Here is a 6316-nt window from a genome sequence, read left to right as displayed (position 1 = left end):
AATGGCGGAACTTGGTTCAGGAATTTGAGCCAGACGCCATTCACTGCCGTCATTCACCCGACGCAACCAAATAACGTGCCCGGGCTGCATGATTTCTCCGGCTGTCTCCGGAGGCGGCCCCTGACGTTCTTCGTTCAGGTATTCGCGGGCCCAGTGCATGGCTTCCCAGGGTAAAGTGATTTTCCCCTCGTCTTTAACCATCACTTCCGCAGACTGCTCACCAATGGCTGTCACCACAGCCGGTGTAACCGCACCAATAACGCGTAATTGTTCAAGGTATTGCCGAATAGCCGGTTCTTCCACCGGCTCCTCTTCTTTCTCTGCCGACCACAACAAACTCACCGGACCGCGGTAACCATGGCGTTCGTCATAGCTGTGCAGGTTATCCCAGACGGCCTGACGCGCAGCCAGCTGCACATCACTTCTTATCGTTGTGTAAACCTTGTAGCCTTCATTGTAAGCTTGGTCGTCTCCGTAGCGGTCTACCATTTCCTGGCGCACCATCTCGGCGAGATAAGGCGCATTGACCGTTACCTCCGCTCCATGGCGACGAGCGGTAACCGGAGCATTAGCCGCTTCTTCAAACTCCGCCTGGCTGATTTTATTTTCATCCAGCATACGCAACAAAACCACACGGCGGCGCGCTTTCGAGGCAATGGGGTTTGAAATTGGGTTTAGATTCGACGGCGCTTTAGGCAGGCCTGCGATGGTTGCCATCTGTGCTAAAGTCAGGTCTTTTAGTGGCTTACCGTAATAAACCTGTGCTGCAGCCCCGACACCATGAGCGCGATGCCCAAAGGTAATTTTATTGAGGTAAAGTTCCAGAATTTCATCTTTGCTTAAGAGCTGTTCAATGTGAACGGCAATAAAGGCTTCTTTTATCTTGCGCATCCACGCGCGTTCAAAGGTCAAAAAGAAGTTACGTGCCAGCTGCATGGTAATGGTACTGGCACCTTCCTGAATCTCACCGGTGGTCAGCAACACACTAAAGGCACGCAAAACACCAATAGGATCAACACCAAAATGCTGATAAAAACGACTGTCTTCAGTTGCCAGAAAAGCATCAATAAGCGGTTGCGGTACGTCTTGCAGCTCCACAGGTATACGCCGCTTTTCACCAAACTGTGAGATCAGTTCTCCGTCTGCTGTGAACACCTGCATTGGTGTCTGCAAACGCACATCGCGCAAAGTTTCCACGCTGGGTAATTCGGGCTTTACATACAAGTAAAGGCTGCCAACCGCTACCCCGCCAATAATAGTACACACCAGCAAGGTGTAAATTAGCCGCTTAAACCACTTCAATTATCTGCTCCATAACCGCTTTTTCACTACACCAGTCTGCTTAAACCGCAAAAACCGACATAAATTAGCTCTAAATTCTTACTGACTATTATGGCGGATTTTTGTTCACAACACTACGCTTGCATCTGGCTTTTCTACAATAAGGATATTGTCTAATGTCATTACTTCGCCAGCAACCACTTGCTGTGCAAATGAATCGTGAAAGTTGTCTGGTTTTACAACTATCACGGCAGGGCCGGCACTTTGTCGTCGACCACTTTTCACAGCAACACAAAAACAGCCTCAGCGATAAAGGACTCAATAAAGATGGCATTGTCTCAGCGCTTGATTACACCGCAACTCACTATCAGAAAATTGCGCTGGACAACCATAGTCAGGTTGAAGAGCAGTTACTGGAAAAATTACCGCCACAATTAAAGACCAGTACCGGTATCAGTTACGACTATTTTACCCGAGATAACGAAGCTGAAGCGGTCATTGGTCAACGCTCAGCTCTGGAAGAATTACTGGCAATATTGGCACCACTAGAAATGCCGGTACACGTGGTTGAACCGGCCTATCAGTCTGTTGTACGTGCAACCAACGCAGTACTTCCTTACCTTTGGCCCGACAACGCAGTATTTGAAAGCACAATGCAATGGGTCATTGTCGAGCTGAGACAGCCTCAGTCTATTCTTCTGTATTGCAAAGGCGGTGTTTTTCAGCGCTTAGAATACGTCGATACTTTCAATTTACTGCCTTATCTTTTGTCGGCTCAAATGTCCGGCAAATTCAGTTGGGTTATGAGCTTTGGCGATAAAGCGGTTCAGTCGTCGCTTGACCGGCAGCTTGAAGGGCAAATGCAACTCACGCACTTAGTGCTATCAACAACCCCCTTTTTCAAAAACAATCCAGCACCCATTGTTGCAGCATTAGATAATGAAATGGTGTTATTAGGCTTAGCCTTGCGGGGGTTTAACCAATGGCATCGCTAAACCTTCTGCAATGGCGACAGCAAAGCTTATGGCAACGCCACCGCACGTTGCATAAAGTCGGTATTGTGCTGTTAATAACTGTTACCTTTTTCTCGTCACAGTGGGTTATTTCATACAGTGACTATCTGGCTCAGTTGCAGCAGCAAGTTAGCGACCAGAATCAGAAACTGGCTGAGCACAAAGTTCACCAACAACGCTGGCAAGCCTACAGGCAACAGCAAGAGACCCAGCGTGCTTTTACCCGGCTTAAAAGCGCGCATAAGCTGAGGCTTAACGCATTTTCGGCATTACTCGACAACACCCCAAAAAGCTTTCACCACCGCAGGCTTACTTTTAACCATGAGCAATTCAAACTGGAAGCTGGCTATCGCCATATTCAGGAAGTTAACGATCACTATTTATGGCTCAACAAACAACTTGTTCATGCCGGGCTAAAACAGCAGTTGTTGCCGCAAAAACGCGTTTCATTCCAATACTTAAATAGCCAGCGTGAGGCCAGCCGTGGCTAAATCATTACACAAAGCACTTATTGCCTGGGCCATGGCCCTGCTTATCTTTACCCTGCTTGCTGTGCTCATTAGCTATTACTTCACCGGGTATCAGGCCGCGCAGCTTAGCAAAACCTTGCGGAATCAGTATCAGCAGCTACAGACACCTCTTCCTCCAGTTCCGGCAGAGGACAGTATCTACGTATCCGAACCCTCCTTCGTGGATGTTTCGTCTTTACTGACCCAGGCGGCAAAGCAACAAAAGGTAGACTTGCACTACCAACAAGATCCAGAGAGTTCTGAACAATGGTTGGTTGGGGTTAATGGTAGCTATCAGCGCGCTGTCCGTTTTGTTGCCTCTGTAATGCTGGCACAACACGGCGCGACTCAGGCTTTTCCTTTTACTCAAACATTAAAGTGGCAAGACACAGACTTAACCAGCGGTAAACTCAGTTGGCAGTTTCTGTGGTTAAACGCCAATGATGCCGCTTCGGCAAGCATTGACGCCAACACGCTGTTTAAAACAAACTTTCCGCCCATTACCGTCGAACCTCCTAAATGCTTAGAGCGGCCTGCAATAAAGAGCAACATTCAAATCGGTGACTGGTCTTTAGTGAAGTTGCTGGCCACACAAACCTCACCACAAAGAAAAGCTCTGCTACAACTGCCTGACCGCGTAATAACCCTTGCTAACAACAACTGGATAGAAAACCCACTCATGCAATTGCGTGAAATTAACCCCGGGTACGCACTGTTCGAACGCTGGCAGCAATATGCAGGCTGTTGGTCGGCAGAGACCGTCAAACTTCGTTTAACTAAGGACAAGAAACCGTAATGAAGCCAATTAAATTCTCTTTTCGTGTGCTCAGTCTGCTGCTGGTGCTTTGCTCTACATCTGGCTACGCAATGGAAAATTCCTGGAAAAGCCTGCTGAGCGAAGAGCAAAGACAACAACCTGTTTCGCTCAATACCGATAAAATGCCGCTAAGCCAACTCATACAATTACTGGCCGATCAGCATCAGTTAAATATATTGATTACCGACCAGGTCAGTGGTGAATCCAGTTTGAAACTCAACAAGGTTGCCTGGCAGGATGCCTTCGACACGCTGCTAACCAGTCATGGCTTAACGGTTCACACACAAGGTTCCATGCTCCGCATTGATGTCGCCGATGATGCTGCCGCAGACAATAGCCAGCACCGCTCTATTTTGCTTAGCGTAAACTTTGCTAAAGCCAGTGACTTAGCGTCGTTATTAAAAAATGAACAGCAAAGCTTTTTGTCACCCAACGGAGCGGTCAGTGTTGATGAGCGCACTAATACCCTCATTGTTCGGGACACGCCGGAGCAGCTGGCCACCATTCGTCAGTTAGTCAATGATTTAGATGTCCCGGTGAAACAGGTGCTTATTGAAGCCCGTATGGTGACGGTAAAGGCCAACGTGAGTAAAGAACTGGGCATTCGTTGGGGCGCGTCGGAGTACGGACTGGCAATACCAGAGGACACAGGGAGCTTTGTAAAAGGTATGCAAGTGGACTTACCCGCAACAAACCCCGCCGGAACCTTTTCCGCAAACCTGGCCAGGCTGAGCGATGACATTCTGCTGGACCTTGAATTAACGGCGCTGGAGCAGGAAAACAAAGCCGAAATTATTACCAGTCCGAAAATTTTTACGTCGAATCATCAACCGGCCTACATAGAGCAAGGTACCGAAATACCTTACGTCGAAACAGCTGCGCACGGGGCTACCGCGGTGCAATTTAAAAAGGCAGTTATGGGTTTAAGTGTAACTCCGCAAATAACGCCAAATGATCATGTACTAATGGAGCTCACCATTACCCAAAACACCCGCGGTGACACCGTTGCTACACCAACCGGACCAGCCGTTGCCATCGACACTCAGGAAATGTCGACGCGGGTACTGGCGAAAAATGGCGAAACTATCGTCTTAGGGGGAATCTTTCAGGAACATAGCTTGAATGATGACAGTCGTGTCCCCATCTTAGGGTCGCTGCCGTTACTCGGGAATTTGTTCTCTCACCAGCAGCAGCGCAATGAAAAGCGGGAGTTAATGATTTTCGTCACACCAACGATATTGCCCCAAACTTAGTCCAAAAGCCGATTACTATTGCTAAAGTGGGCTCAAGTTGCGATAATCGCGCTTCTTTTCGTTGGGTTGGGGGACGTCTCCAGACACTCCGGATTCGTGAGTTACAGCTAATTTTAACCAATGATGTAAGCAGGAATATGGCTGAGAAACGTAATATTTTTCTTGTTGGGCCCATGGGGGCTGGCAAAAGTACGATTGGCCGTCAAATCGCCAGACAATTACATTTAGAGTTCTTCGACTCAGATTCTGAAATCGAGCGCCGCACAGGGGCTGATATCAGTTGGGTTTTTGAACTTGAAGGTGAAGAAGGCTTTCGTGCACGCGAAGAAAAAGTGATCGAAGAGCTTACCGAAAACATGGGTATTGTCTTAGCGACAGGTGGCGGCTCGGTCATGAGCAAAGAAAGCCGTAACCGTCTGTCGGCTCGGGGTGTTGTTGTGTATTTAAAAACACCCATTGAGAAACAACTGGCACGCACCCAGCGCGACAAACGCCGGCCTTTAATTGCAGAAGCTGACGACCCGCGTAAAGTGCTGGAGCAACTGGCGCAAGAACGCGACCCTTTATACGAAGAAATTGCGGACATCACGGTACAAACCGATGATCAAAGCGCAAAATTCGTCGTCAATGACATTATCGATCAACTCGAGTCGATTAACGGCCTCGGGTAAATAAAGGGAGCTGCGTTCATGGCTGAGGTTAACGTCTCTTTAGGTGAACGCAGCTACACCATCTACATTGGTAACGCCCTGTTATCAAACTACGTAGAAAACCTCCCGCATAGACTCAATCAACAGCTACTGGTCATCACTAACCCAACCATCAGCCAGCATTATTTAAAGCCATTATTAAGTGCGCTTGCCGGCCATCAGGTCGAAGTATTTGAAATGCGCGACGGCGAACAGTTTAAAAGCCTGGAAAGCTACAGCGAAGCCATGGATCTTCTTATTAACGCTGGCTTTAACCGCGACTGCGGCATTATTGCTTTAGGCGGAGGTGTGGTTGGTGACCTAGCGGGCTTTGTGGCGTCAACATTTCAACGGGGTGTCGACTTTTACCAAATTCCGACCACCCTATTGTCGCAGGTTGATTCTTCCGTGGGCGGAAAAACAGCGGTTAACCATCCGCAGGGGAAAAACCTGATTGGCGCTTTCTATCAGCCCAAATCGGTGGTTATCGACATAGACTGCTTGCAAACACAGACTGAACGGGACTACCGGAGCGGCCTGGCCGAAGTGGTTAAATACGGTGTTATCTACGACCCCGAGTTTTTCCAGTGGCTGGAACAGCATACGACAGAGTTATACCAAAAAGACCCGGGGGCACTTACCTACGCCATTAAGCGCAGCTGCGAAATTAAAGCCGAAGTTGTTGCCCAGGACGAGCGCGAAAAAGGCCTACGGGCATTACTGAATTTAGGCCACACCTTCGGACACGCCATTG

General features: G+C 48.5%; 7 protein-coding genes. 6 read left to right on the top strand and 1 reads right to left on the bottom strand.

The features are described 5' to 3' along the window. Nucleotides 1-1302 (bottom strand): penicillin-binding protein 1A (locus B3180_RS15130; RefSeq protein ID WP_286845324.1); only part of this gene is annotated, 1302 nt, incomplete at its 3' end. 155 nt (nucleotides 1303-1457) lie between these two features. On the opposite strand from B3180_RS15130, the gene B3180_RS15125 reads away from it, so the two are divergent. The 6 genes from B3180_RS15125 to aroB form a co-directional block, all read left to right on the top strand. Then, nucleotides 1458-2276 (top strand): hypothetical protein, encoded by an 819-nt coding sequence (locus tag B3180_RS15125; RefSeq protein ID WP_278358929.1) that lies wholly within the window; start codon nucleotides 1458-1460, stop codon nucleotides 2274-2276. Continuing rightward, nucleotides 2264-2785, top strand: a complete 522-nt coding sequence (locus B3180_RS15120; RefSeq protein ID WP_278358930.1) for a hypothetical protein — start codon at nucleotides 2264-2266, stop codon at nucleotides 2783-2785. Before B3180_RS15125 ends, B3180_RS15120 begins: the two co-directional genes overlap by 13 nt. Then, complete coding sequence (locus B3180_RS15115; protein WP_278358931.1) at nucleotides 2778-3599, top strand: hypothetical protein; 822 nt, start codon at nucleotides 2778-2780, stop codon at nucleotides 3597-3599. Before B3180_RS15120 ends, B3180_RS15115 begins: the two co-directional genes overlap by 8 nt. Then, on the top strand, nucleotides 3599-4873 hold the full coding sequence (locus B3180_RS15110) for a type IV pilus secretin PilQ (protein ID WP_286845321.1): 1275 nt from the start codon (nucleotides 3599-3601) through the stop codon (nucleotides 4871-4873). Before B3180_RS15115 ends, B3180_RS15110 begins: the two co-directional genes overlap by 1 nt. 137 nt (nucleotides 4874-5010) lie before the next feature. Then, nucleotides 5011-5544, top strand: coding sequence for a shikimate kinase AroK (gene aroK / locus B3180_RS15105; protein WP_199495065.1), 534 nt, complete (start codon nucleotides 5011-5013; stop codon nucleotides 5542-5544). An 18-nt stretch (nucleotides 5545-5562) separates the two neighbouring features. Further along, the coding region (aroB, locus tag B3180_RS15100; protein ID WP_286845318.1) for a 3-dehydroquinate synthase at nucleotides 5563-6316 on the top strand (754 nt) is incomplete at its 3' end.

The sequence above is a fragment of the Idiomarina sp. UBA4206 genome (assembly GCF_002383015.1).
In the GTDB taxonomy this organism is placed as follows: Bacteria; Pseudomonadota; Gammaproteobacteria; order Enterobacterales; family Alteromonadaceae; genus Idiomarina; species Idiomarina abyssalis.
The sequence above is the reverse complement of the archived record's forward strand: the minus strand, read 5'-3'. Positions and strand labels throughout refer to the sequence as shown.

Excerpts from the sequence above, each read along its gene's own strand:
- B3180_RS15125 (WP_278358929.1), top strand. The coding sequence starts at position 1,458 with ATGTCATTACTTCGCCAGCAACCACTTGCTGTGCAAATGAATCGTGAA.
- B3180_RS15120 (WP_278358930.1), top strand. The coding sequence starts at position 2,264 with ATGGCATCGCTAAACCTTCTGCAATGGCGACAGCAAAGCTTATGGCAA.
- B3180_RS15110 (WP_286845321.1), top strand. The coding sequence starts at position 3,599 with ATGAAGCCAATTAAATTCTCTTTTCGTGTGCTCAGTCTGCTGCTGGTG.
- aroK (WP_199495065.1), top strand. The coding sequence starts at position 5,011 with ATGGCTGAGAAACGTAATATTTTTCTTGTTGGGCCCATGGGGGCTGGC.